We start from the raw sequence: 23,489 nt of genomic DNA on the forward strand, positions 1-23,489 counted from the left end.
CCGGCACCGGCCGATACGGATCTGACCCCATCGAACGTCACCTGCACTCCATGGCCCGACCGCTCCTCGACACCGTCGAAACCTTTACCCGCCTCGCGGGCCACAACCGCGTGGCCATGCTGCTGTTCCGGCTGGGTGACGGGCAGGCGTTCGGGATCAACGTGTTCAAGGTGCGCGAGGTGCTGCGCCGCCCGCGGCTGGAGCGCATGCCCAGCATGCACGCGCTGGTGTCGGGCAGCTTCGACTATCGCGGCCATACCATTCCCGTGATCGACCTGGCCGCCGCCATGGGCTATCCGCCGCTGGCCGCCGTGGACAGCGCACATCTCATCGTCACCGAATTCAACCGCTCGGTGCAGGGCTTCCTGGTGTCCGACGTCGATCGCATCATCCACGTGGACGGCGCCCAGATGGCCGCCCCACCGCCGGCCCTGGGCTATGGCTCCCGCGTGAACGCCGTGACCCGCCTGGACGGCGACCTCATTGCCATCGTGGACGTGGAGCAGGTGCTGGCCAGCGTCGATCCGCGCACCGTGGAGATCTCCGAGCGGGTGCAGAAGGCGGCCCATGTCCACCTGGCGGGAAACCGTCGCCTGCTGGTGGTGGACGATTCGCTCGTGGCCCGCACCCAGCTCGTGGACCTGTTCCGCAAGCTCGACCTGGAATGCATCGTGGCGAAGGACGGCAGCGAAGGCCTCGACCTGCTGCGCACGCTGGCGATGGGACCGGAGGCCGAGAAGGTCTCGCTCGTGGTGTCCGACATCGAGATGCCGTCGATGGACGGCTACGCCCTGACCCGCGCCATCCGCGAGGACGCCCAGCTGCGTCATCTGAAGGTGTTGCTGCATAGCTCGTTGAGCGGGGTATTCAACGAGGCGATGGTGGCCCGCGTGGGCGCCGACCGCTTCATCGCCAAGTTCCAGCCCGACGTGCTGGCCTCGGCCGTGCTGGACCTGTTGCCGACCTGACGACGGGCCACCGTCGCCTGACGGGCGTCGGAATTCCGGCACAAGCCCATCCTGTTCACCTGTAAACGGCGCTACGGCGCCGTTTTTCGTTCATGGCACGCCTCTTGCTGAAGCCCTCGGGCCAGGTCTAACGAGAGGGGCAGCGCCATGATCGACAACAAGGATCCGCTATTCGGCGTACACGCGCAGGCACTGGGCGTGTTCCAGCGCCGTGCCGAGGTCATTTCATCGAACCTCGCCAACGCCGACACCCCGGGGTTCCTCGCCCGCGACCTCGATTTCCGCAAGGTGCTGAGCGTCGCCACGGGAGCGGAGGACGGCGATCGCCTGTCGATGAGCGCCACCTCGGACGGCCATATCGGTGGCAACTCCGCCTTCGCGATGAACGAGGCGAACAAGCTCGCCTACCGCGTGGAGACCCAGCCGACCATGGATGGCAACACCGTGGACACCCAGGTGGAGCAGGCGCAGTTCGCCAGCAACGCCATCCATTACCAGGCGTCCCTCAGTTTCATCACGGGGCAGATCCACGCCATGCGCCTCGCCATCACAGGATCCAGCTCATGAGCCTGCTCAATATCTTCGACGTCGCCGGTTCCGGCATGGCTGCGCAGTCGGCGCGGCTCAACACCACCGCCAGCAACATGGCCAACGCGGACAGCGTGTCCAGCAGCGAGGCCACGGCCTACCGCGCGAAGCAGCCGATGTTTTCGGCCGTGCAGCAGCAGGTCAACGGGCAGATGGAAAACGCGGGCGTGCGCGCCATGGGCGTCACCGAAAGCCAGGCCCCCGTGCAGTCGCGCTACGAGCCTGCCAACCCGATGGCCGACACCAACGGCTACGTCTATTCGAGCAACGTCAATCCGGTCGACGAGCTGGTCAACATGATCTCCGCGTCGCGTTCCTACCAGAACAACGTCGAAGTCATGAACAGCGCCAAGCAGCTCATGCAGAAAACGCTGGACCTGGGCAAATAAGAGGTAACCAGTCATGGTCGATGCGGTCAGCGGCAACAACAGCTACGGCTCCAATCAGTCGTCTTCCAACCAGCTCCAGCAGCAGACGCTGTCGCAGTCGGATTTCCTGAAGCTCATGGTCACGCAGATGACCAACCAGGATCCGACCAAGCCGATGGATTCCACGCAGATGGTGGCGCAGATGGCGCAGTTCTCCCAGGTGGCCGCCACCCAGGAGCTGCAGCAGTCCTTCGACAGCCTGTCGAAGAACCTCACGGGCGACCAGTTCGTGCGTGCATCGGCGCTGGTCGGCCATCAGGTGATCGTGCCCTCCACGGCGGGCAAGCTCACGAACAAGGAAATGGATGGCGCCGTCAACGTGCCCAACTCGGGCACCTACGTGAACGTGCAGATCAAGGACAGCGCCGGCAACGTCGTGCGCACCATTTCCCTCGGCCAGCCGGATGCGGGCCTCGCCCAGTTCAGCTGGGACGGCAAGTCCGACGACGGCACGCAGCTGCCGGACGGCGTGTACCAGATGTCCGCGACTTCCGGCGGCAACGCGATCGATACCTTCGTTCGCGGAAAGGTGGAAGGCGTCGGTGCTTCGGGCACCGACGGTACGTACGTGCAGGTGGCCGGCTTCGGCGGTGCCCTGCTCAGCCAGATCGCACAAGTCCTGTAAGTACAGCGAGGAAATCCACCATGCCATTCGATATCGCCCTAAGCGGCATCAACGCGGCGTCCACCGACCTGGAAGTTACCGCGAACAACATCGCCAACGTCAGCACCGTGGGCTACAAGGGCTCGCGCGCCGAGTTCTCGCAGGTCTACTCGGTGGCCGGCGAAAACCTCTCGGCCACGGCCGCCGGCAGCGGCGTGCGCGTGACCAACATCGCCCAGCAGTTCGGCGACGGCGCCCTGACCCAGACCGGCAACTCCTACGATTTCGCCCTGAGTGGTGCAGGCTTCTTCACGCTGCGCGACGGTTCGGGCTATTCGTATTCGCGCGCCGGCAACTTCCACCCGGACGACAACGGCAACATCGTCAACGCCACGGGCCAGAACGTGCAGGTGTATCCGCCTACCGCCGGCGGCACCTTCGACATCTCCACGCTCACCGATCTCAAGATCACCACCGGTGCGTCGCCGGCCAAGGCCAGCGCGAACATCGGCATCACCGCCAACCTGCAGTCCAGCGCCACGGCGCCGACCGGCGGTGCGTTCGATCCGAAGAACAACGCCACATACAACAATTTCTCGACCTTCCAGGCCTACGACTCGCTGGGCGCGACGCATACCGTCAACGTCTACTACGTGAAGGACGCCACCAATCCGAACACGTGGGCTGCCCACATGACCGTGGACGGTACCGAGGTGGGTACGGCACAGCAGATGGTATTCAGCGCAGGTGGCGCAATCACCACGCCGGCCGGTGGCAAGCTCAATTTCGGTGCCGTGTCGCCGAACCCGGGCGCGGCGCCGATCAACCTCACGCTGGACATGAGCAAGGTCACCCAGTTCGGCGACCAGTTCGCGACCACGGCCATCAGCAACGATGGCAATGCGGCCGGCAAGTTCTCCAAGATCGACGTCGCGAAGGACGGCACGGTCAACGCCATCTACTCCAACGGCGCCACCATTCCGCTGGGCCAGCTGGCGATCGCCACCTTCTCGAACAACCAGGGCCTGCGCCAGCTCAACGACACCAACTGGGTGCCGTCGGCGGAATCGGGCCAGCCGATCCGTGGTGTGGCCAACTCCGGTGATGTGGGCCAGGTGCAGTCCGGCCAGCTCGAATCGTCGAACACGGCGGACCTCACGGCCCAGCTGGTGAACATGATCAAGGCGCAGCGCAACTACCAGGCGAACGCGCAGGTCATCTCCACCGACGACAAGCTCACCCAGACCATCATCAACATCCGCAACTAAGCCGGCGGCCCGGGTGCGGAGTGATCCGCGCCCGGGCCCCACCCGTCCAGCAGGGAATCCGCCATGGATCGTTCCGTCTACGTCGCGATGACCGGTGCCACGCAGATCATGCGTGCCCAGGCCGAAGTGGCGCATAACCTCGCCAACGCCAACACCACGGGCTTCAAGGCCGAATTGTCGGCTTTCCAGAGCATGCCGGTGCAGGGCGACGGCTTGCAGACGCGCATCAACGGCGTGGCCCAGGGCATGGGCTGGGACACTACTGGCGGCACGCAGAGTGCCACCGGCAATGACCTGGACATCTCCGTGCAGGGCAACGGCTGGATCGCGGTGCAAGGCCCGGACGGCAACGAAGGCTATACGCGTGCGGGCAACCTGCGCATCGATGCCGACGGTTTGTTGACGGATGCCCGTGGCAATGCCGTCATGGGCGGTGGTGGTCCGATCTCGATTCCGCAGGCTTCCAGTGTGCGGATCGGCACGGACGGCACGATTTCGGTGGTGCCGCTCGGCGATACGCCGGCCGCGGTTGCCACCACGGACCGGATCAAGCTGGTGAACCCCGGCAACGACCAGCTCAGCTACGGAAGCGACGGCCTGATGCACATGAAAGACGGCAGCACGGCACCTGCCGATGCCGATGTGCGCGTGGTGTCCGGCGCGCTGGAAGCCAGCAACGTCAACCCTTCCGAGGTGCTGGTGAAGATGATTTCGCTCTCGCGCGAATTCGAAATGCAGGTGCGTTCCATCAAAACTGCCGACGATAACGCCCAGTCGGCATCGAAATTGCTTCAGGTGGGGTAACCACCGTCGCGCGACGCAAAACCGTCGCCGGCATGTAAAGCGCGGATGCGCAGGAGTCAGCCATGCTCACGTCCCTCTGGATTGCCAAGACCGGCCTCGATGCGCAGCAGACGCGCATGGATGTCGTCTCCAACAACCTGGCCAATACCAACACCACGGCCTTCAAGCGTACGCGTGCCGAGTTCGAGGACCTGGCCTACCAGAACCGCGGCCAGGCCGGTGCGCAGACGACGGAACAGACCCAGTCGCCGACCGGCTTCATGATCGGCACCGGTGTGCGCGTGGTCGGCACCCAGAAGATGTTCGAGCAGGGTGGTTCGCAGCAGACCGATAACCCGTTCGATATCCGCATCGACGGCCGCGGCTTCCTGCAGGTGACCCTGCCGGACGGCACCGTCGGTTACTCGCGCGATGGTTCGCTCAAGCGCGACCCCAACGGCCAGCTCGTCACCAACGACGGCTACCCCATCGAGCCGGCGATCACGCTGCCGCCCAATGCCAGCAGCATGACCATCGGCAAGGACGGCACCGTCAGCGTCGTGGTGCCAGGCTCGGCAACGCCGCAGACGCTGGGCCAGATCCAGCTTGCCGATTTCGTGAACCCCGCCGGCCTGGAGCCGCGTGGCGACAACCTTTACCTGGAAACGGCCGCCAGCGGCGCGCCGCAGACCGGTACCGCCGGCCTCAACGGCCTCGGCACCATCGCACAGAACTCCCTGGAAACCTCGAACGTGAACGTCGTCGAGGAGATGGTGAACATGATCGAGACCCAGCGCGCCTACGAGATGAATTCGAAGGCGATCTCGGCGTCCGACCAGATGCTCCAGTTCATCACCCAGAAGACCTGATGAGCAACGTCATGAAGAACCGTTTCGCCCGCATTCTCGTCGCCGCATTGCCGCTGGCCGTACTCGCCGGTTGCGGCATGGTGCCGCCTACGCCCAAGCCGATGTACACGGCCACCTTGCCCGTCGATCCGGCGGTGCCCGCGCAGCCCACCGGCTCGATCTATGCCGACCAGCAGTCGATGGAGCTGTTCGCCGACCCGCGCGCGCATCGCGTCGGCGACATCCTGACCATTACCCTCGTGGAAGCGACGCAGGCCAGCAAGAAGGCCGCGACCAGCACGAACAAGAAGAACGGCAACACACTCACCTCGCCGACCCTGCTCGGCCAGGGCCTGCGCATCGGTGGCAAGACGGCCGACAGCTCGCTGTCCAGCAGCAACGCTTTTGCAGGTGACGGTTCGTCGACGCAGAGCAACCAGCTCTCGGGCCTGATCACCGTCACCGTCGCACAGCGCCTGTCCAACGGCGCACTGATCGTGCGCGGCGAGAAGTGGCTCACCATCAACCAGGGCGAAGAGCTGGTGCGTGTGTCGGGCATCGTGCGTCCGCAGGACATCGGCTCGGACAACACCGTGCCCTCCAGCCGCGTGGCCGATGCGCGTATCGAATACGTGGGCAAGGGCACGCTGGCCGACTCCAATACGCGTGGCTGGCTGTCGCGCTTCTTCGATTCGAAGTGGATGCCGTACTGATGAACGCCGTGACCTCCCGCCTGCGTGCCATCGTGCGCACCGCCATCGCCGTGCTGGCGCTTGGCGCCATCCTGCCGGTGCATGCCGATCGCATCCGCGACCTGGCCCAGGTCGGCGGCGTGCGCAGCAACCAGCTGGTGGGCTATGGCCTGGTCGTGGGCCTGGACGGCAGTGGCGACCAGACCAGCCAGGCACCGTTCACCACGCAAAGCATCGAGAACATGCTGCAGCAGTTCGGCGTGAACGTGCCGGCGAACGTGCGTCCGCAGCTGAAGAACGCCGCGGCCGTCACCATCACCGCCGAACTGCCGCCGTTCGCCAAGCCGGGCCAGCGCATCGACGTCACCGTGGCTTCCATCGGCAATGCCAAGAGCATCCGTGGCGGCGAACTGCTGATGTCGCCGCTCAAGGGTGCCGATGGCCAGATCTACGCCATCGCTCAGGGGAGCGTCGTCGTTGGCGGCGTCAGCGCGCAGGGCCGTAGCGGCTCCAGCGTGCAGGTGAACATCTCCGCCAGCGGCCGTATTCCCGGTGGCGCTTCCATCGAACGCAGCGTCGCCACGTCCTTCGACAAGGGCGGCGACATCATGCTGAACCTCAACACGGCCGACTTCACCACGGCTGCGCGCATTGCCGAGGCGGTCAACCGCAACTTCGGTTCGGGCACCGCCAATGCGGTGGATTCCGGCTCGGTGGCTGTCCGCGCACCGATGGACCCGTCGCAGCGTGTGTCATGGCTGTCCACGATCCAGGCGCTCGATGTCACGCCGGGTGATGCACCCGCGCGCGTCATCGTGAATTCGCGCACCGGTACGGTGGTGATCGGTTCGGACGTGAAGGTCGGTGCCGCCGCCGTGGCCCATGGTTCCATCCAGGTCACTATCAGCGAGCAGCCCCAGGTGAGCCAGCCGGGCGCGTTCAGCCGGGGCCAGACCGCCGTGGTGCCAAGCAGCCAGGTTGCCGTGAGCGAGGATGGCGGCCATATGTTCAAGTTCGGTCCGGGCACCAGCCTGGATGCGATCGTGCGTGCCGTGAACCAGGTCGGCGCGTCACCCAGCGACCTGATTTCCATCCTCCAGGCGCTGAAGGAATCCGGCGCGCTGCGTGCCGAACTGGTGGTGATCTGACATGGCCGCCGCCTTCGACCCGCAGAGCGTCTATACCAACCTGTCCTCGCTGGGCGGATTGCGTACGGCCGCGCAGCAGGACTCGAAGGCCGCCTTGCCGGCGGTCGCCAAGCAGTTCGAATCGATCTTCACCCAGATGATGCTGAAGTCCATGCGCGACGCCAGCAAGTCGATGGGCGACGACATCATGGGTTCGCAGGCCGGTGATGCCTATCGCGACATGTTCGACCACCAGCTGTCGCTGACCCTGTCGCAGGGCAAGGGCATCGGTATCGCCGACATGCTGGTACGCCAGCTGGGCGGGCTGACCAAGGGCAAGGGTGGTTCCAACGACGACATGTTTGCCGATGTGTCGGGCAGCGCCACCACGGCACAGGCCATCTCGTCGCCGTCCGATCGCGACAGCGGTCTCATGGATTCGCTCGAAGCCATGCTGGGCAATGCCGGCAAGGTGGTGGGTGCCGGCGCCAACGCAGTGGCCGACGCCGTGGGCAAGATGAACATCGAAGGCCCCGAAGATTTCGTGCGCAAGTTCGCGCCGCATGCCATCGAGGCCGCGCGCAAGCTCGGCGTATCGGTTCGCGCCCTGCTGGCGCAGGCCGCCCTCGAAACCGGCTGGGGCAAGCACATGCCGGTGCAGGGTGCGACGGCAAGCAACAACATGTTCGGCATCAAGGCAGGCAGCAGCTGGGATGGCCGCCGCGTCAACGTGCCGACGCTGGAATATGAAAACGGCATGGCCGTGCGCAAGAAGGACAGCTTCCGCGCCTACGACACGCCTGCCGATTCGTTCAGTGATTACGCCGACATGGTGTCCACCAGCCCACGCTATGCGCAGGCGGTGGGCCGTGGCGACGATATCGCGGGCTTCGCGAACGCGCTCACCAAGGGTGGTTACGCCACCGATCCGAGCTATGCGCAGAAGCTGGTGGATATCGCCAATGGTCCGGTGATGAAGCAGGCGCTGGCCGCGCTCAGTCACATCGCCGACCAGTTGTAACGACTTACGGGCCAACGAAACGCAACGGGATACAGAGGGTAACGACGATGGCCGATTTACTTTCCACCGGCGTGTCCGGGCTGCTTGCTTCGCAGGTAGGCCTCGCGACCGTCGGCCATAACATCACCAACTCCAATACCAGCGGCTATACGCGGCAGACCACGTCGTTCAACGCGCGTGCGCCGCAATACTACGGCAACATGTACATCGGCCAGGGTGCCGATGCGGTGTCGGTGCAGCGATCCTATAGCCAGTTTCTCACCCAGCAGGTCTGGGGCGCCACATCGGGGCAGAGCAGGGCGGCGACCTACGCCAGCCTCACCGCCTCGGTGAACAATGCCGTGAGCGGCTCGGCCAACCTGCAAAGTGCGCTGGACAACTTCTTCGGCGCCGTGAGCGACGTGGCGAATGCCCCCACCGATACGGCCAGCCGACAGGCGCTGATCGGCAAGGCCAACTCGCTGGTCTCGACGTTCCGTTCGCTGTCGTCGCAATTCCAGCAGATCGACAAGCAGACCAACCAGCAGATCAGCAGTGGCGTCGATGACGTCAACTCCCTGTCGAAGAGCATCGCCGACCTCAACGGTCAGATCCAGAAGGCCTATTCAGGTGGCGCTGTTCCCAACGACCTGCTGGACGCGCGCGACCAGGCGATCACCAAGCTCTCCGGCATCGTCGGTGTGAGCGTGACCCAGAGCAGCGATCACACGGTGACGGTTTCCATCGGCAACGGCCAGCCACTGGTCAGCGGCACCAGCTTTACCCAGCTGTCCACCGCGCCCAACCAGTACGATTCCTCGCGCCTGGAGATCCTGGGCGAGGGTGGGGCGGTGATCAGCACGCAGCTGGGCTCCGGCTCGCTCGGTGCGGCCATCGACTTTCGTACCAATGTACTCGACCCGGCACGCAACCAGCTCGGTCGCGCGGCCATTGCGATGGAGAGCGCGTTCAACAAGCAGCATGCCCAGGGTATCGACCTCAACGGCAACCCGGGCGGCGATTTCTTCTCCATCGGCGATCCGTCGGTGTACAACAGCACCTCGAACAAGGGCAATGCGCAGGTCGCAGCCACGGTGTCCGACGTGAGCAAGCTGGGCAGCTCCGATTACATCATGCGTTACGACGGTACGAAGTGGTCGGTGACCACCACGGCCGGCGTCACGGTGCCTTCCACCGGTACGGGTACGTCGGCCGATCCCATCGTCATCGACGGGCTGAAGATCACCATCCCCAGCGGCACGCCGCAGGCAGGTGATAGCTTCCAGATCCAGCCCACCCGCAACGCCGCCTCGTCCATCGGCGTGGCGATCAGCGATACGAACAAGATCGCGGCGTCCGGCCCGCTCAGTGCGGCCAAGGGTTCCAGCAATACGGGCTCGGGCAAGCTGGGCAACCTCACGGTGACCAATAACGCCGACCCCAACTTCAATAAGCCGGTGTCGATCGTGTTCACCTCGCCGACGACCTATACGGTCGACGGCGGCGCGCCGCAGAACTATACCGACCCGACGACGATCACCGGCAACGGCTGGACCCTAAAGCTCACGGGGGCCCCTGCCGCTAACGATACGTTCAATGTGAAACCGGCTACCTCCGGCAGCGGCGACAACGGCAATGCGCTCGCCATGGCGGACGTGGCCAACAAAGGTGTGCTCGACAATGGCGTGACCACGGTCGGCAAGTCCTACAGCCAGCTGATCTCCCAGGTGGGCACGGCCGGTTCGGCGGCGAACACCGCGCAGGATGCGCAGCAGACGATCCTGGACAACGCCACGTCGGCGCAGCAGAACCTGTCGGGTGTGAACCTGGACGAGGAAGCGGCCAACCTGATCCGTTTCCAGCAGGCGTACGCGGCCTCGGCGCAGGTGATCAACGCGGCGAACACGATTTTCGATTCCCTTCTTTCCGCGGTGCGAGGCTGATCATGCGTATCTCGACTTCATGGGGGCAGCAGCAGGCCGTCAATGCCATGCTGGATCGCCAGTACCAGCTCTCGCAGACCCAGCTTTCGCTCGGCAACGGCAAGGCCATCCAGTCGCCGTCGGACAACCCGTCGGCGGCCGCGCGCGCCGTGGACGTCTCGTCGGCCTCCGCGCAGAACGACCAGTACACCCGCAATATCCAGTCGGCGAACAACCGCCTGGGTACCGAGGAGCAGGCGCTGGACTCGGCCAACAACATCCTGGACCGCATCCGCACGCTGACCCTGCAAGGCATGAATGCCCCGCAGACCGACGAATCGCGCAAGTCCATCGCGGCCGAACTGCGGCAGAACCTGCAGGCGCTGGTCGGACTGGCCAACACGAAAGACGGGCAGGGCGAATACATCTTCGGCGGCACGCGCACCGGTTCGCAGCCCTTTACGATCAGCGATCTCAGCGTCAGCTATGGCGGCGACCAGGGGCAGCGCATGGTCGCCGCGGGGCCGGGTATGCAGGTTGCCACGGGTGACGACGGCAACTCTGTCTTCATGTCGATCAAGGGCGGCAATGGCACCTTTGTGACCACCGCCGCGACGACGAATACAGGTACGGCTGTGGTTGGCAGTACTTCGGTGACGGACGCGTCAGCGTGGGACAACAAGAATTATTCAATCAAGTTCACTTCGCCCACCACCTACGAAATCCAGGATGTTGCCAATCCGGCTACACCGCCAGTGACGGGCACGTATTCAGGCGACAGCGGCACCATCCAGTTCAAGGGCGTGCAGCTCAACATCACCGGCACGCCGGCTACCGGCGACTCGTTCTCGGTGACACCCTCGTCGTCGCAGGATGTGTTCTCGACCGTGGCCGGCATCATCAATGCACTGGAAGCACCGGGCGGCGGCCCGGCCATGAATAACCAGCTCAACGGGCAGCTCATGAGCCTGGACCAGGCCAAGGGCAACTTCATGAACACGATCACCCAGATCGGTGCGCGCATGAACGTGCTCGACCAGCAGACGTCCATCGGTGCCGATACCAGCCTGCAATACCAGAGCACGCTGTCCGACCTGACCGAACTGGATTACGCGAGCGCGGCAAGCAAGTTCAGCCAGCAGCAGGTAGCCCTGGACGCGGCGCAGCAGGCTTATGTGAAGCTGCAGAACCTGACCCTGTTCAATTACCTCAAATAATCGCTTTATTGAGGATGCAACGAATAAAGGGCGGCCTGTCGGGCCGCCCTTTTTGGTTATCTGGACCATGGGTCAGATAAACCTGCCGGAAATCGTGAAAATTCCCCTAAACCCGGGCGGGGAGGTGCCGATACACCCTCTGACAGCGGCTGGGCGGGGCAATCCTGCTGGGGCCCGGTCAACAAGAAGTGGATTCACTGGCAGAAAAAAGTCCTCAAGTTTCTTCCCGGCCGGCCGTAAACCTCTCTGAGGCGGAAGGCTCCACCAACGGAACCCCGCCGGACTACGCCGCATCTTTCCGGCATTTCGGTTCCGCTTAAATCAGGATCACATCCCATGTCTCTGACCATCAACACCAACATCATGTCGTTGACCGCTCAGCGCAACCTCAATACGTCGCAGACCAAGCTGTCTTCGGCCATCGAGCGTCTGTCGTCGGGCAACCGCATCAACAGCGCGAAGGACGACGCCGCCGGCCTCGCCATTGCCACGCGCTTCACCACCCAGATCAACGGCCTGAACCAGGCAGTCCGCAACGCCAACGACGGTATCTCGCTGGCGCAGACCACCGAATCGGCCCTGGACGAAGTCACCAACAACCTGCAGCGCATCCGCGAACTGGCCGTGCAGTCGACCAACGCGTCGAACTCGGACAGCGACCGCGCCGCGCTCGACGCCGAAGTGCAGCAGCGTCTGTCGGAAGTGACCCGTATCGCCACGCAGACCAACTTCAACGGTATGAAGGTGCTCGACGGTTCGGCCCAGAACCTGAGCTTCCAGGTTGGTGCCAACACGGGTGAGACGATCGGCGTGAACCTGAATACGGGCATGAAAGCCAATCAGATTGGTCAGCTGGCTACCGGTTCAATCGCCGCACCGTCCACTTTTGGCCTGAGTCTCGGGACGGGTGATCTCACGGTTGCAGTCGGCGGTGGTACCGCAGTCGGCGTGACCGGTAACTTCACTAACGTTAGCGATCTGGCTGCTGCGATCAACAAGGCCGCCGGTTCGAACGTCGCGACGATCAATAGCTCCACTGGTGAGTTGGCGATCAATGGCGGTGCGAGTGCAGTGGCGTTTGCTGGCGCCAAGACGGGTACCGGCCAGCCGCTCCAGATCGCAAATTACACGCCGCCCACTGGTACCAATCCCCCGGTGCCGACGGCCTCCACCGGTATCGCCGCCGCCACCAGCACCACGCTGGCTGCCGGCGACCTGAATATCTCGGTCGGCGGTAACACCATCGGTATCGTGGGTACCTTCAAGTCGATGCAGGACGTGGCCGACGCCATCAACTCCCAGTCGAGCAAGGGCATCAATGCCTACGTGAAGCAGGACGGCTCGCTGGCCTTTGCTTCTTCGCAGGCCATGACGATTCAGGCTAAGGCAGGTTCGGCCGCCGACACCAAGCTGGGTATTTCCACGACCGGCCAGGCCTACGGTGTCTCCACCGCCACCACCCTTGCCAATTCGGACGTGAAGACGGTCGACGACGCCAACGCCACCATCAACCGCATCGACGCTGCCTTGCAGTCGGTCTCGGGCCTCCGTTCGCAGCTCGGCGCGGTGCAGAACCGCTTCGACTCGACGATCTCGAACCTGCAGAACATCTCGCAGAACCTGACCTCATCGAAGTCCGCCATCACGGACGCCGACATGGCCCAGGAAACGGCGAACATGTCCCAGGCGCAGATCCTGCAGCAGGCCGGTGTGTCGGTGCTCGCCACCGCCAACCAGAGCCAGCAGATCATCACCAAGCTGCTCGGCTAAGCCCGGTAGCACGGCCACCCCGGGTACCCCCGGGGTTGGCAGGGTAATTGCTTAATTGTGGGCGGCGGGCTTCCGGAAGGGGTCCGCCGTCGACAAATTGGCGCCCCGGGCAGTGAGGCGTCTTCAACGGAGAAGCCTCATGGCCACCAACAGCAGCAACGGCGTCAACCTGGGTTCCAGCTCCATTGACGTTCCAACGATCGTCAGTAACCTGGTCAACCTCAAGAAAGCTGCGCCACAGAAGGCGCTCGATGCCAAGACGTCGGACAACACCACCAAGATTTCAGCGGTCGGCAATTTCAACTCAGCGCTGATTTCCCTGCAGAACGCGCTCAAGGGCTTTACCGACGGCAGCGCCTTCAACTCGCAGAAGATCACCATCGGTGACAACACGGTGCTGACTGCCAGTGCCGACGCCACGGCCAAGCCTGGCAATTTCAATATCAATGTTACCCAGCTGGCGGTTGCTCAGAAGACGACGTCCCAGGCGTATGCCAGTTCCAAGTCCGCCGTGGGTACCGGCAATCTCACGATCGCGGTCGGCAGCAAATCGATGTCGTTCAGCCTCGACGGCACGAACAACACGCTGCAGAACGTTGCCGACAAGATCAACAACGCCAAGGACAATCCGGGCGTCACTGCGGCGGTGATCAACGGCTCTGACGGCGCCCACCTGGTGTTGACCTCGAGTGCCACGGGTGCGGCGAATGCCTTCACGGTGACCTCCAGTGGCGGCGACGGCAACCTGGCCGCGCTGAACTTCAATCCCGCCACCGATGCCGCCAAGGCCACGACCCAGGCGCAGGACGCGAAGTTCACCATCGACAACACCCCGGCCACCAGCGCCTCCAACACGGTGACCAGCGCCATCAGCGGCGTGACCCTCACCCTGGCGAAGACCGGCCCCAGCTCCGTGACCCTGGCCAACGATCCATCGACGGTCACCTCGCAGATGACCAGCCTGGTCAACGCGTACAACTCGTTCATCGGCACGTACCAGACGCTGACGAAGTACGATCCGACCAACCAGCAGGTGGGCGCGCTGATCGGCGACGCCACGGTGTCGTCCATCAAGTCGCAGATCTCGAACCTGATCGGGCAGCGTGTGCCCGGCAACGGCTCGGTCGGTTCGCTCAGCGACCTGGGCGTGTCCTTCCAGGTCGATGGCACGCTCAAGCTCGACTCCACCAAGCTCACCAATGCGCTCACGAACAACCCCACGGGCGTGCAGAGCCTGTTGAGCGGCGCGAACGGTATCGGCCCGTCGCTGGACAAGATGATCACCAGCTGGACCGGTTCCAACGGCATCGTCACCCAGCGCATCGCCAACCTCAACCAGACCAAGAAGGACCTGGCCGACCAGCAGACCGCGCTGGACAGCCAGATGTCCGATTACTCCGATCGCCTGACCAAGCAGTACACCGCGCTGGACACCCTGATGACCAAGCTGCAGAGCACCAGCAGCTACATCGCGCAGCAGTTCACCGCGCTTACCAAGTCCAGCTGATCGCATCGAGGACGCAATCACCATGTCTTACGGTTATTCCCGCGGCGCTGGCGCTTACCAGCAGGTGCATATCCAGGGCGGCGTCGAGAACGCCGATCCCCATGGACTGGTCACGATGCTCATGGACGGCGCGCTGGAACGCATCCGCTTCGCGGGTGGCTGCATGGCGACCGGCAACATCGCAGGCAAGGGCGAGGCCATCTCCAAGGCGATCGAAATCGTCGGTGCCTTGCAGTCGGGCCTCAATCCCGAGATGGACACGCCGCTGGTCGAGCAGCTGAACAACCTCTACGACTACATGAGCCGTCGCCTGCTGCACGCCAACCTGCATAACGATCAGTCGGCACTCGATGAAGTGTCCCGTCTGATCGGCCAGATCCGCGAGACCTGGGTGGCGATTCCCGTCGAGGCCCGCCAGGTCGCCGGTGGCACGCCATGAACGACGTGGCCTGCTGCGATATCCACCGCGTGCTCGAACTGACCGAATCCATGCACGAGGCGGCCAGTGAATCGCGCTGGGATGAAATGACCTCGCTCGAAGCCGAGCGCGATACCGTGCTGCATGCCGGCCCCATGCGCCAGGCACCGGAAACGGTCGAGGCGCTGAAGTCCATCATGCTGCTGGATACCCTGATTACCGACCTGGTGTCCGCCGCCCGGGACGAGGCCGCTGCCGCGTGGGACGCGCATCGCCGCTCGCGCCAGGCCGTGGCCGCGTATAGTTCGCTCTGAAGCGGACACCTGGGCGGGAGGGGCGAATGGGCGAGGAAAGCTGGCAGGCATTTTCCGATCGTGTCGCGTGGGATGCACGGTTCCACGCCATCTGCGATATCGCGGCCCGTCCCGATCCGGCCGAACTGGCGCTGATCAACGACCGCAACACCAGCGTGCTGGTGGCGGTGTCGGCGCTGATGGAGCGCCGCACCGAGACGGGCGAGGAAGACAGCCCCCTGAGCCAGGAGGTGGGCCGGCTCGACGCCAAGCTCAACGTACTCATGGAAATCGTCAACCGGCTGCTGCTGCCGCAGTCGGGCCTGCCGTCACGGTTGTCGCTGCGCTTCAACGCCATCGGCGCCGTACTGCCCTGGGACGGCCTGCCCCCCGTGGGGCAGGGCGTGATGTTGCGACTGCACTTCGATGCCTGCCGTGCGCTGCCGCTGGAACTTCCGGGCGTACGCCTGCCGGGTCCGTCGGATGGTCGTGGGTTCATAGGATTCGAAGGTTTGTCCGAGGCCGTCCGCGACGGCATCGAGCGCCTGGTGTTCCGCCAGCACCGCCGCCAGGTGGCCGAGGCCAGGGCCCAGTCCCGCCCCGCCGACACACCGGAATCCCTGTAGGAGCGCGCCTCGCGCGCGACCGGGTCATGCCGCGACCTACAAGGCTTTGTGAGCCATCGACGTGACGTTTCTGCCGGTCGCGCGCAAGGCGCGCTCCTACAGGTGACCTTTTACGTCACGTGTCGGCAAAACGTCGCATGGCCTCCTGCGTCACATTCGTGACGCGTGTCGTCAGCATTGACGCGAGCGCGCCCCGGCGCGATTTCACACCCTGCCGAAAAGGATTTTGCGATCGCATGTAAGTGTGAACGGTGACGTGAATTTACGTCGTCGTGCGGCGGAATTCCGACGTTGGCACGCTCCTTGATTGTTATCCCGCAACTGAAGTCGGCAGGGGGCTCCTTCCGGAGTCCGGACTTCGCTCCAACGTCCCAAGGGGTAACAAGATGAAGTCGTCCAACTTTCTGGTTGTCGAGTCCGATCGCGCCCGTGCCGATGGCATCATGTCGGTGCTTGCCTTCCTCGGCTACCGCCCGGTGCTGGCCAGCCGCCTGCAAGCGGCGGACACCGCCGAGAGCTGGCGCGGGATCTTCGTCGGCACCGTGGAAGACGAGGCCGAGCTCGAAGGCCATGTCGCCGCGCTGGGCCGCAACGGCCGCGACCTGCCCATGCTGGTCGCCGCAGACTCCCCGCTTGCCACCGCCCTGATCGCCGACGACTCGCGCAGCCAGAGCGTGGAACTGATCGACGTGCCGCTGCGCTACGAGCGCCTGTCCGAAGCCCTGCGTGCCCTGCAATCGCGTATCCAGCCGCCGGCGGCCAGCCTGCGCATGGTCGGCCAGTCCGGTCCGATGCAGCGCGTGAACGGACTGATCCGCCAGGTGGCACCGTTCGATTCCAGCGTGCTTGTGCTGGGCGAATCCGGCAGCGGCAAGGAACTGGTCGCCCGCACCATCCATGAATGCTCCCCGCGCCGCGACAAGCCGTTCGTGGCGATCAACTGCGGCGCGATCCCGGCCGAACTGCTCGAAAGCGAACTGTTCGGTCACGAGAAGGGTGCCTTCACCGGCGCCATCAGCAGCCGCAAGGGCCGTTTCGAGATGGCCGAGGGCGGCACGCTGTTTCTCGACGAGATCGGCGACATGAGCCTGCCGATGCAGGTGAAGCTGCTGCGCGTGTTGCAGGAGCGCGTGTTCGAGCGCGTGGGTGGCAACCGTCCGCAGCGTTGCGACGTGCGCATCATCGCCGCGACCCATCGTGACCTTGAAGGCGCCATCGAGAACGGCAGCTTCCGCGAAGACCTCTATTACCGCCTCTCGGTATTCCCGCTGGAAATGCCGCCGCTGCGCCAGCGCCTGGAAGACCTGCCGGCACTCATCGGCGAATTCAACCAGCGTCTCGTGCAGCGTGGCCTGTCGTCGGTGCGTTTCTCGCCGGGTGCCATGACGGCCCTGTGCCGCCACGGCTGGCCGGGCAACGTGCGCGAATTGTCGAACCTCGTCGAGCGCATGGCCATCCTCATGCCGCACGGCGAAATCCGCGCCGTCGACCTGCCGGAGAAGTACCGTGGTGCGCAGCCGGTGGAAGAGGTGAGCGGCGCGGCCCTCATCGCCATGATGGAAGCCGAGCCGGAAGTGACCGAGACCTTTACCTATGCAGGTGAAGGCGATCCGTCGGTGTTGCCGCAGGGTGGCCTCGACCTCAAGGATCACCTGGCCGGCATCGAGATCGGCCTGATCCGCCAGGCGCTCAATTCTGCCAACGGCGTGGTGGCGCATGCGGCCAAGCTGCTTCGCGTACAGCGTACGACGCTGGTGGAAAAGCTGCGCAAGTACGGCCTGTCGGAAACCGCGCAGGCGGGCTGACGCATCCGGCCGCATCGGCCTCGGTTGGCACACCTCGTGCATCGAGTGACGCAAAGCCGATACCGCGTTGGAAAACCGTCATGACCACGATCGATGTCAACAACCTTCTCGTCCAGATGCGCCGCATCAGTTCGCAGACAGAAATGCCCGCGATACGCGGGGTTGGGGAAACGGAGCCCACCGCCAAGGGCAGCTTCGGCGACCTGCTGAAGCAATCCATTGACGGTGTGGCGAAGTCCCAGGAGAAGGCGGGTCAACTTTCCAACGCCTTCGAACGGGGCGATCCGAAGATCGATCTTGCCCAGGTGATGATCCAGGGACAGCGCGCCGACCTCGGGTTTCGCGCAATGACCGAAGTACGCAACAAGTTCGTCGATGCGTACAAAGAAATCATGAACCTGTCGATCTGACGCGAATGAGCCCCACCACAGGATTGAGCCCGAACCATGGCTGATAACGGCGTAGCTACCACGGAAAGCGGCAAGGCCACGCGCATGGACTCGTTGAAGTCCCTTGCGCAGACGCCGGCGGCGCGTCAATTGTTCATGCTGGCGGGCATCGCCGGCGCGGTCGCCATCGGCATCGCTGCGGTGTTGTGGTCGCGTTCGCCGAACTACGGCCTGCTGTATGGCGGCCTTGAGCAGAAGGATGCCGCTGCCGTCACCCAGGCCTTGCAGGCAGGCAATACCCCTTACACGCTGAGCGCTGATGGCAGCTCGATCTTCGTGCCGGCCGCCGACGTGGCGGGCGTGCGACTGAAGCTTGCCGGGCAGGGCCTGCCGCAGGGCACGGCCAACAACAATCTTCCGCAGGCCGATTCGCCGTTCGGCATGAGTGACATGGCGGAGCGTTCGCGTTACCAGTCGATGCTGGAGAGCGACCTTTCCAGCACCATCGCCGGGTTGCAGTCCGTGCGGGCCGCGCGCGTGCACCTGGCGATGCCCAAGCCCTCGGCCTTCATCCGCGACAACAAGCCGGCCAGTGCGTCGGTCGTGGTCACTCTGTATCCGGGCCGCCAGCTCGATCAGGGCCAGGTCGCCGCCATCGTGCATCTCATCGCATCCAGCGTGCCGGGCCTGGATACCCGCCAGGTATCGGTGATCGACCAGGGCGGCAACCTGTTGACCGTGAGCGATCCGGACAGCGCCCAGGCCATCGGCGACAGCCGCCTGCGCCTGTCCAACCGCATCGAGGCAACCTACACGCAGCGCGTGGAAGACCTGCTCACGCCGCTGGTCGGTGCGGGCAAGGTGCGCGCGCAGGTGTTTGCCGATCTCGACTTCTCGCAGACCGAGAAGGCCAGCGAAACCTTCAATCACGACAATCCGGCGCTACGCAGCGAGCAGACCAGCAACGAGACGCGCACTGATCCGGCCAGCAACGGCGGCGTGCCGGGTGCGCTGAGCAACCAGCCGCCCAACACAGGCGGCAACCCCACGGCGGCGAATCCCGGCAACGGCAATGCCAAGCCCGGCGCGCAGACCGCCAGCACGCAGAACAACCAGAATCCGTCGCAGTCCTCGCAGAGCGCCACGCGCAACTACGAGCTGGATCGTACCGTCAGCCACGTGACCGACCCGGCCGGCAAGGTTGCCCGCCTCACCATTGCGGTGGTGGTGGACAACAAGCAGATGCCCGACAAGGACGGCAAGACCAAGAGCGTGCCGTTCACGACGGAAGAGCTGTCGCGCCTGACCGAGCTGACCAAGAATGCGGTGGGCTTCAGCGCCGCGCGTGGCGACAGCGTCAGCGTCATCAACGAGCCTTTCCATGGTGCCGTAGCCGACGAAGCGCCGACGGGCACGCCGTTCTGGGAGCGCCCGGGCATGCTCGACCTCATCAAGCAGGGCCTTGGCGTGATGATTGCCCTGGTGGTCGGTTTCTTCGTGCTGCGCCCGATGCTGAAGGGCCTGCTGAAGCCGGCTCCCGTAGCGATGAACAACGTTGCCCTGGCCGGTCCTATTCCCAGCGTCTCGGTCATGGTGGACGATGACGACATGACGCCGGATCGCGTCACGGCCAGCACCCAGGTGCAGCTCGGCTCTCCGGCCTTGCTGGCCTACGAACAGAAGGTGGGCCTTGCCAAGCGCATGGCTGCCGAAAACCCGAAACAGATTGCACAGGTCGTGAAGAGCTGGGTGGCAGACGATGGCGGCTGAGTCGAAGGACGCCCTGACGGGCGCGCAGAGGGCGGCGATCCTGCTGCTCACCCTGGGTGAGGAAGACGCCGCGTCCATCCTCAAGCACCTGGGTGCGCGCGACGTGCAGGCCGTGGGCACCGCCATGGCCGCGCTGAAGAACGTCACCAAGGAGCAGGTCGAAACCGTACTGAACCAGCTTCAGGACGATGTCGGCCAGCATACGTCCATCGGTGTCGGCACCGAGGAATACATCCGCCGCATCCTGGTCAACGCGCTGGGCGAGAACAAGGCCGGCGGTCTCATCGACCGCATCCTGCTCGGCCGCAGCAGCAAGGGCCTGGAATCGCTGAAGTGGATGGAAAGCCGTGCCATCGGCGAGATGATCGGACAGGAGCACCCGCAGATCATCGCGCTGGTGCTGGCGCATCTCGAACCGGACCAGGCCGCCGAAGTCATCGGCTACCTGCCTGCGCGCACGCGCAGCGACGTGGTGATGCGCATCGCCACCCTCGACGGCGTGCAGCCGCATGCACTCAACGAGCTGGACGAAATCATGGAGCGCCAGTTCTCCGGTAACTCCACCAAGCTGAAGTCGGCCACGGTCGGCGGCCTGAAGGCGGCGGCGGACATCCTCAACGCGATGGAAACCGCGCGCGAGGCCGAGCTGATGTCGTCCATCCGTGGCATCGACAACGGCCTGGGTGAGCGTATCGAAGAGCTCATGTTCGTATTCGACGACCTCGCCGAGATCGACGACCGCAGCATGCAGACCCTGCTGCGCGAAGTGCCGTCGGCGCGCCTCATCACGGCGCTCAAGGGTGCCGATGCGGCGATCCGCGAGAAGATTTTCTCCAACATGTCCAAGCGCGCCGCCGACATGCTGCGCGACGACCTCGAAGTGAAGGGCCCCGTGCGCCTGTCCGAAGTCGACGCCGCGCAGAAGGAAGTGCTTGCTACCGCGCGTCGCCTGGCTGACGCAGGCCAGATCAATCTCGCCGGTGGCGGGGAAGAGTTCGTCTGATGAGCCTGACTTCCATTCTCGCCCGCGAACGCGTCGAGCGCTTTGAACGCTGGGAGCTGCCGCTGGTCAACGGCCCCGCGCCGGTGACGGTCGAGGCCGAGGCGGAAGACGACGGTCCGCCGCGCCCCACCGTGGCGGAAATCGAGGCCATCGAACGGCAGGCACGCGAAGAAGGTTTCAACGCCGGCCTCAACGAAGGTCGCGCCATGGCCAGGCGTGAACTCACGGCACAGGTGGCCCGGATCGAGGCGCTGATCGCCGCGGTGCAGAAGCCCTTTGCCGAACTGGACCACGATGTGGCCGGTGACCTGGCGATGCTTGCCACGGTGATTGCCGAGCGCGTGCTGGGTTTCGAGATCGCCACCCGTCCCGAAAAGATCGTCGAAGTGGTGCGCCAGGCCGTGGATGCACTGCCATCGGCGACGCGCCACCTGAAGATTCACCTGAATCCCATCGATGCCGCCCTCGTGCGCGAGCATCGCTCAACCCTCGATCACGAGGGCACGGTGGTGGACGATGCGGCGCTGGAGCGCGGCGATGTCCGTCTCGAAAGCGAGCATTCCCGCCTCGATGCGCGCGTGCGCACGCGTCTGGCCGCCGTGGTGGACAGTGTCCTCACGCCCTCGGTGGATGCGGAGGCCGACGAGCAGGACGAGGCCCCGTGAGCACCGACACGCACAACGCCGCGCGCAATGCACACTGGCGCGAGTCACTGACTGCCCAGGCGGCCAATGCCGCCCGCGTGCGGCCGTTGCAGGCGGAGGGCAAGCTGCGTCGCGTGGTCGGGCTGACGCTGGAAGCCGTGGGCTGCGAGGCGCCCGTCGGCGCACGCTGCATGGTCGCCTCGGCCGATGGCAAGCAGCTGGAAACGGAGGTCGTCGGTTTTTCCGATGGCCGCCTGCTGCTGATGCCCACGGGCGAGATGCACGGCGTGCTGCCCAATGCCCGGGTTACGCCCGTGGCGGCCGTGTCTGGTGTTCCCGTGGGCGATTCGCTGCTCGGCCGTGTGATCGGCCCGGATGGCGTACCGCTCGACGGACTGGGGCCCTTGCTGGCACGCGATCGCGCGCCGCTGCGCCGCGACCCGATCAACCCCATGCTGCGCCAGCCCATCGACACGCCGCTCGATGTCGGCGTGCGCGCCATCAATTCCCTGCTCACCGTAGGACGTGGCCAGCGCATCGGCCTGTTTGCAGGCTCGGGCGTCGGCAAGTCGACGCTCATGGGCATGATGACCCGCTTCACCAATGCGGATGTCGTGGTGGTGGGCCTGATCGGCGAGCGCGGCCGTGAAGTGAAGGAATTCGTCGACCACACGCTGGGCGAGGAAGGTCGTCGCCGCGCCGTGGTCGTGGCTGCCCCGGCGGATGCGCCGCCGCTGTCGCGCCTGCGTGGCGCGCAGGTGGCCACGGCGGTGGCCGAGCATTTTCGCGACGAAGGCAAGCGCGTGCTGCTGCTGATGGATTCGCTGACCCGCTATGCGCAGGCGCAGCGTGAAATCGCCCTGGCGATCGGCGAGCCGCCCGCGACCAAGGGCTATCCGCCCTCGGTGTTCGCCATGCTTCCCGCCCTGGTGGAGCGTGCAGGCAACGATGCGGAAGGGCGCGGTTCGATCACGGCGTTCTACACCGTGCTCACCGAGGGCGACGATTATCGCCATGATCCCATTGCCGACTCCGCCCGCGCCATTCTCGACGGCCATATCGTGCTGTCGCGCGACATGGCGGAGGCGGGTCACTACCCGGCCATCGATATCGAGGCGTCGATCAGTCGCGTGATGCCTGCGGTGGTGGATAAAGAACACATGCGTTCGGCGCAGCGCTTTCGCCAGGTCTATTCGGCCTATCGTCAGCAGCGCGACCTGATCGCCGTAGGCGCCTACCAGAAGGGCAGCGATCCCCGCACCGACGAGGCCATCGCGCTGTATCCACGTCTTTCGGCCTTCCTCCAGCAGGAAACCGATGTGCCGGTGGATCTTGCCGAAGCACGGCAAGGTCTTGAAGACGCCGCGAGGGCCGACTGATGCCCTCGCGTGCCGACCGTCTCCAGCCCGTGGTGGATATCGCCGCCGGCAAGGCCGAGGACGCCACGCGCGCCCTGGCCGTGCATCAGCGCGCCCTGGCCGAGGCCGAACACCAGCTCGAAGAGCTGCGCCGTTATCGCAACGAATACGCCGTGATGCCCGATGGTATCGGGGTGAGTGCCTTGCTCAACCGCCAGCAGTTCCTGCAGAAGATCGACGTGGCGATCGTGCAGCAGATGGGCGAAGTGCAGCGCCGCGGGCACGCACTGGACCGCGCCCGCACGGATTGGGCCGATGCGCGCGGTCGCGCGAAGGCGCTGGACTCGGTGACCACGAAGTACCGTGAGCAGGAACGCAAATCGCAGGATCGTCGCGAGCAGGAACAAGCCGACGAACGATCGCAGTACCGCCGTAACCCCAGGAGCGAAGGCTGACGCCTC

At 64.7% G+C, this 23,489-nt stretch carries 24 protein-coding genes; all 24 read left to right on the forward strand.

The window, feature by feature from the left end:
* Positions 1–50: 50 nt before the first annotated feature.
* The 24 genes from KR767_RS12595 to fliJ all read left to right on the forward strand — a co-directional run bounded on the left by KR767_RS12595 (position 51) and on the right by fliJ (position 23,483).
* Positions 51–968, forward strand: coding sequence for a chemotaxis protein (locus KR767_RS12595; RefSeq protein WP_166949693.1), 918 nt, complete (start codon positions 51–53; stop codon positions 966–968).
* Positions 969–1,115: 147 nt separating this feature from the next.
* Positions 1,116–1,535, forward strand: coding sequence for a flagellar basal body rod protein FlgB (flgB, locus tag KR767_RS12600; RefSeq protein ID WP_250876555.1), 420 nt, complete (start codon positions 1,116–1,118; stop codon positions 1,533–1,535).
* Entirely contained in the window at positions 1,532–1,945 is a 414-nt protein-coding gene (flgC, locus tag KR767_RS12605; RefSeq protein ID WP_166949696.1) for a flagellar basal body rod protein FlgC, read from the forward strand. Before flgB ends, flgC begins: the two co-directional genes overlap by 4 nt.
* 13 nt (positions 1,946–1,958) lie before the next feature.
* On the forward strand, positions 1,959–2,609 hold the full coding sequence (locus KR767_RS12610) for a flagellar hook assembly protein FlgD (protein WP_166949698.1): 651 nt from the start codon (positions 1,959–1,961) through the stop codon (positions 2,607–2,609).
* 20 nt (positions 2,610–2,629) lie between these two features.
* The gene (gene flgE, locus KR767_RS12615) at positions 2,630–3,856 is read left to right on the forward strand and encodes a flagellar hook protein FlgE (RefSeq protein ID WP_250876556.1); all 1,227 of its coding nucleotides are present in this window, start codon (positions 2,630–2,632) and stop codon (positions 3,854–3,856) included.
* Between the two features lie 63 nt (positions 3,857–3,919).
* Entirely contained in the window at positions 3,920–4,660 is a 741-nt protein-coding gene (gene flgF, locus KR767_RS12620; protein WP_166949700.1) for a flagellar basal-body rod protein FlgF, read from the forward strand.
* Between the two features lie 62 nt (positions 4,661–4,722).
* On the forward strand, positions 4,723–5,508 hold the full coding sequence (flgG, locus tag KR767_RS12625) for a flagellar basal-body rod protein FlgG (protein WP_166949702.1): 786 nt from the start codon (positions 4,723–4,725) through the stop codon (positions 5,506–5,508).
* Entirely contained in the window at positions 5,508–6,200 is a 693-nt protein-coding gene (flgH, locus tag KR767_RS12630) for a flagellar basal body L-ring protein FlgH (RefSeq protein WP_250876557.1), read from the forward strand. The genes flgG and flgH overlap by 1 nt, the downstream gene beginning before the upstream one ends.
* Positions 6,200–7,327: a flagellar basal body P-ring protein FlgI gene (locus KR767_RS12635; RefSeq protein WP_250876558.1), complete on the forward strand. Its 1,128-nt coding sequence runs from the start codon at positions 6,200–6,202 to the stop codon at positions 7,325–7,327. Before flgH ends, KR767_RS12635 begins: the two co-directional genes overlap by 1 nt.
* A gap of 1 nt (position 7,328) precedes the next feature.
* Entirely contained in the window at positions 7,329–8,327 is a 999-nt protein-coding gene (flgJ, locus tag KR767_RS12640) for a flagellar assembly peptidoglycan hydrolase FlgJ (protein WP_250876559.1), read from the forward strand.
* Positions 8,328–8,374: 47 nt separating this feature from the next.
* A complete protein-coding gene (gene flgK / locus KR767_RS12645; RefSeq protein ID WP_166949707.1) occupies positions 8,375–10,249 on the forward strand; it encodes a flagellar hook-associated protein FlgK in 1,875 nt (624 codons plus the stop codon).
* Positions 10,250–10,251: 2 nt separating this feature from the next.
* The gene (gene flgL, locus KR767_RS12650) at positions 10,252–11,445 is read left to right on the forward strand and encodes a flagellar hook-associated protein FlgL (RefSeq protein WP_250876560.1); all 1,194 of its coding nucleotides are present in this window, start codon (positions 10,252–10,254) and stop codon (positions 11,443–11,445) included.
* A 336-nt stretch (positions 11,446–11,781) separates the two neighbouring features.
* The gene (locus KR767_RS12655; RefSeq protein ID WP_250876561.1) at positions 11,782–13,215 is read left to right on the forward strand and encodes a flagellin N-terminal helical domain-containing protein; all 1,434 of its coding nucleotides are present in this window, start codon (positions 11,782–11,784) and stop codon (positions 13,213–13,215) included.
* 139 nt (positions 13,216–13,354) lie between these two features.
* On the forward strand, positions 13,355–14,722 hold the full coding sequence (gene fliD / locus KR767_RS12660; protein WP_166949710.1) for a flagellar filament capping protein FliD: 1,368 nt from the start codon (positions 13,355–13,357) through the stop codon (positions 14,720–14,722).
* Positions 14,723–14,744: 22 nt separating this feature from the next.
* Positions 14,745–15,161: a flagellar export chaperone FliS gene (fliS, locus tag KR767_RS12665; protein WP_166949711.1), complete on the forward strand. Its 417-nt coding sequence runs from the start codon at positions 14,745–14,747 to the stop codon at positions 15,159–15,161.
* Positions 15,158–15,454 (forward strand): flagellar protein FliT, encoded by a 297-nt coding sequence (gene fliT / locus KR767_RS12670; RefSeq protein ID WP_166949712.1) that lies wholly within the window; start codon positions 15,158–15,160, stop codon positions 15,452–15,454. Before fliS ends, fliT begins: the two co-directional genes overlap by 4 nt.
* Positions 15,455–15,480: 26 nt before the next feature.
* Complete coding sequence (locus KR767_RS12675) at positions 15,481–16,059, forward strand: PilZ domain-containing protein (protein ID WP_166949713.1); 579 nt, start codon at positions 15,481–15,483, stop codon at positions 16,057–16,059.
* A gap of 386 nt (positions 16,060–16,445) precedes the next feature.
* Positions 16,446–17,864 carry a sigma-54 dependent transcriptional regulator gene (locus KR767_RS12680; RefSeq protein ID WP_166949714.1) on the forward strand — a complete coding sequence of 473 codons (1,419 nt, stop codon included), beginning with the start codon at positions 16,446–16,448 and terminating at the stop codon, positions 17,862–17,864.
* A gap of 80 nt (positions 17,865–17,944) precedes the next feature.
* Positions 17,945–18,274, forward strand: coding sequence for a flagellar hook-basal body complex protein FliE (gene fliE, locus KR767_RS12685; protein WP_166949715.1), 330 nt, complete (start codon positions 17,945–17,947; stop codon positions 18,272–18,274).
* A 36-nt stretch (positions 18,275–18,310) separates the two neighbouring features.
* Positions 18,311–20,023, forward strand: coding sequence for a flagellar basal-body MS-ring/collar protein FliF (fliF, locus tag KR767_RS12690; RefSeq protein ID WP_166949716.1), 1,713 nt, complete (start codon positions 18,311–18,313; stop codon positions 20,021–20,023).
* Between the two features lie 13 nt (positions 20,024–20,036).
* On the forward strand, positions 20,037–21,026 hold the full coding sequence (gene fliG / locus KR767_RS12695) for a flagellar motor switch protein FliG (protein ID WP_243853260.1): 990 nt from the start codon (positions 20,037–20,039) through the stop codon (positions 21,024–21,026).
* Positions 21,026–21,691, forward strand: coding sequence for a flagellar assembly protein FliH (locus KR767_RS12700; protein WP_250876562.1), 666 nt, complete (start codon positions 21,026–21,028; stop codon positions 21,689–21,691). The genes fliG and KR767_RS12700 overlap by 1 nt, the downstream gene beginning before the upstream one ends.
* Complete coding sequence (gene fliI / locus KR767_RS12705) at positions 21,688–23,049, forward strand: flagellar protein export ATPase FliI (RefSeq protein ID WP_166949722.1); 1,362 nt, start codon at positions 21,688–21,690, stop codon at positions 23,047–23,049. Before KR767_RS12700 ends, fliI begins: the two co-directional genes overlap by 4 nt.
* Positions 23,049–23,483, forward strand: coding sequence for a flagellar export protein FliJ (gene fliJ / locus KR767_RS12710; protein WP_166949724.1), 435 nt, complete (start codon positions 23,049–23,051; stop codon positions 23,481–23,483). Before fliI ends, fliJ begins: the two co-directional genes overlap by 1 nt.
* The last annotated feature ends 6 nt before the right edge of the window (positions 23,484–23,489 follow it).

This window comes from Luteibacter anthropi (assembly GCF_023699965.1).
Lineage (GTDB): Bacteria > Pseudomonadota > Gammaproteobacteria > Xanthomonadales > Rhodanobacteraceae > Luteibacter > Luteibacter anthropi.

Coding starts and splice junctions, on each gene's coding strand:
- KR767_RS12700 (WP_250876562.1), top strand. CDS start 21,026: ATGAGCCTGACTTCCATTCTCGCCCGCGAACGCGTCGAGCGCTTTGAA.
- fliT (WP_166949712.1), top strand. CDS start 15,158: ATGAACGACGTGGCCTGCTGCGATATCCACCGCGTGCTCGAACTGACC.
- fliE (WP_166949715.1), top strand. CDS start 17,945: ATGACCACGATCGATGTCAACAACCTTCTCGTCCAGATGCGCCGCATC.
- flgE (WP_250876556.1), top strand. CDS start 2,630: ATGCCATTCGATATCGCCCTAAGCGGCATCAACGCGGCGTCCACCGAC.
- KR767_RS12635 (WP_250876558.1), top strand. CDS start 6,200: ATGAACGCCGTGACCTCCCGCCTGCGTGCCATCGTGCGCACCGCCATC.
- fliJ (WP_166949724.1), top strand. CDS start 23,049: ATGCCCTCGCGTGCCGACCGTCTCCAGCCCGTGGTGGATATCGCCGCC.
- fliS (WP_166949711.1), top strand. CDS start 14,745: ATGTCTTACGGTTATTCCCGCGGCGCTGGCGCTTACCAGCAGGTGCAT.
- flgG (WP_166949702.1), top strand. CDS start 4,723: ATGCTCACGTCCCTCTGGATTGCCAAGACCGGCCTCGATGCGCAGCAG.
- KR767_RS12675 (WP_166949713.1), top strand. CDS start 15,481: ATGGGCGAGGAAAGCTGGCAGGCATTTTCCGATCGTGTCGCGTGGGAT.
- KR767_RS12655 (WP_250876561.1), top strand. CDS start 11,782: ATGTCTCTGACCATCAACACCAACATCATGTCGTTGACCGCTCAGCGC.
- fliF (WP_166949716.1), top strand. CDS start 18,311: ATGGCTGATAACGGCGTAGCTACCACGGAAAGCGGCAAGGCCACGCGC.
- KR767_RS12680 (WP_166949714.1), top strand. CDS start 16,446: ATGAAGTCGTCCAACTTTCTGGTTGTCGAGTCCGATCGCGCCCGTGCC.
- flgJ (WP_250876559.1), top strand. CDS start 7,329: ATGGCCGCCGCCTTCGACCCGCAGAGCGTCTATACCAACCTGTCCTCG.
- flgB (WP_250876555.1), top strand. CDS start 1,116: ATGATCGACAACAAGGATCCGCTATTCGGCGTACACGCGCAGGCACTG.
- KR767_RS12610 (WP_166949698.1), top strand. CDS start 1,959: ATGGTCGATGCGGTCAGCGGCAACAACAGCTACGGCTCCAATCAGTCG.
- flgC (WP_166949696.1), top strand. CDS start 1,532: ATGAGCCTGCTCAATATCTTCGACGTCGCCGGTTCCGGCATGGCTGCG.
- flgF (WP_166949700.1), top strand. CDS start 3,920: ATGGATCGTTCCGTCTACGTCGCGATGACCGGTGCCACGCAGATCATG.
- flgH (WP_250876557.1), top strand. CDS start 5,508: ATGAGCAACGTCATGAAGAACCGTTTCGCCCGCATTCTCGTCGCCGCA.
- KR767_RS12595 (WP_166949693.1), top strand. CDS start 51: ATGGCCCGACCGCTCCTCGACACCGTCGAAACCTTTACCCGCCTCGCG.
- flgL (WP_250876560.1), top strand. CDS start 10,252: ATGCGTATCTCGACTTCATGGGGGCAGCAGCAGGCCGTCAATGCCATG.
- flgK (WP_166949707.1), top strand. CDS start 8,375: ATGGCCGATTTACTTTCCACCGGCGTGTCCGGGCTGCTTGCTTCGCAG.
- fliD (WP_166949710.1), top strand. CDS start 13,355: ATGGCCACCAACAGCAGCAACGGCGTCAACCTGGGTTCCAGCTCCATT.